This window comes from Haemophilus parainfluenzae (genome assembly GCF_003252795.1).
In the GTDB taxonomy this organism is placed as follows: domain Bacteria; phylum Pseudomonadota; class Gammaproteobacteria; order Enterobacterales; family Pasteurellaceae; genus Haemophilus_D; species Haemophilus_D parainfluenzae_K.
This window is the reverse complement of the sequence record NZ_QEPQ01000013.1, coordinates 1-734: the sequence shown is the minus strand read 5'-3', so window position 1 is coordinate 734 and position 734 is coordinate 1. Positions and strand designations below refer to the sequence as shown.

The following is a 734-nucleotide window of genomic DNA, read 5'->3' as shown; positions in this document are numbered from 1 at the left end:
ACGGTATGATTCATGACTGGGGTGAAGTCGTAACAAGGTAACCGTAGGGGAACCTGCGGTTGGATCACCTCCTTACCAAAAACGAGAGACAATAAGTGTCCACACAGATTGATTGATATATTGTAGAAAATGAATGAAGAGAGAAAAGTGCGTAAGCAAAATGTAAGATAGAGTATCTTTATTTGTTGTCCCCATCGTCTAGAGGCCTAGGACATCGCCCTTTCACGGCGGTAACCGGGGTTCGAATCCCCGTGGGGACGCCAAATAAAGATAACTTTATTATCTTCTGTTCTTTAACAACCAGGAAACAAGCTGAAAAACTGAAGAGACTTTCAAGTCCTTTTAAAGGATAAGAAAAAGTCTGAGTAAGAAAAAATCTTGATTGAACAAAAGCAATCAAGTGTTTAGTTGAAAACACAACATCAAGAATTTTTGAGGTTGTATAGTTAAGTGACTAAGCGTACAAGGTGGATGCCTTGGCAATCAGAGGCGAGGAAGGACGTGCTAATCTGCGAAAAGCTTGGATGAGTCGATAAGAGGCGTTTAATCCAAGATGTCCGAATGGGGAAACCCAGTAGATGAAGAATCTACTATCACTTACTGAATCCATAGGTAAGTGAGGCAAACCGGGAGAACTGAAACATCTAAGTACCCCGAGGAAAAGAAATCAACCGAGATTTCGTTAGTAGCGGCGAGCGAACGCGAAGGAGCCTGTTAGTGATAATGACAGAGAC

1 tRNA gene and 2 rRNA genes are annotated in these 734 nt (G+C 42.1%); all 3 read left to right on the top strand.

The features are described from left to right. A 16S ribosomal RNA gene (locus DPV81_RS09360) occupies positions 1-75 on the top strand; the annotation flags it as partial. A gap of 112 nt (positions 76-187) precedes the next feature. After that, a tRNA-Glu gene (locus DPV81_RS09355) sits at positions 188-263 on the top strand. Positions 264-444: 181 nt separating this feature from the next. Next, positions 445-734: ribosomal RNA gene (locus DPV81_RS09350) — 23S ribosomal RNA — on the top strand; the annotation flags it as partial.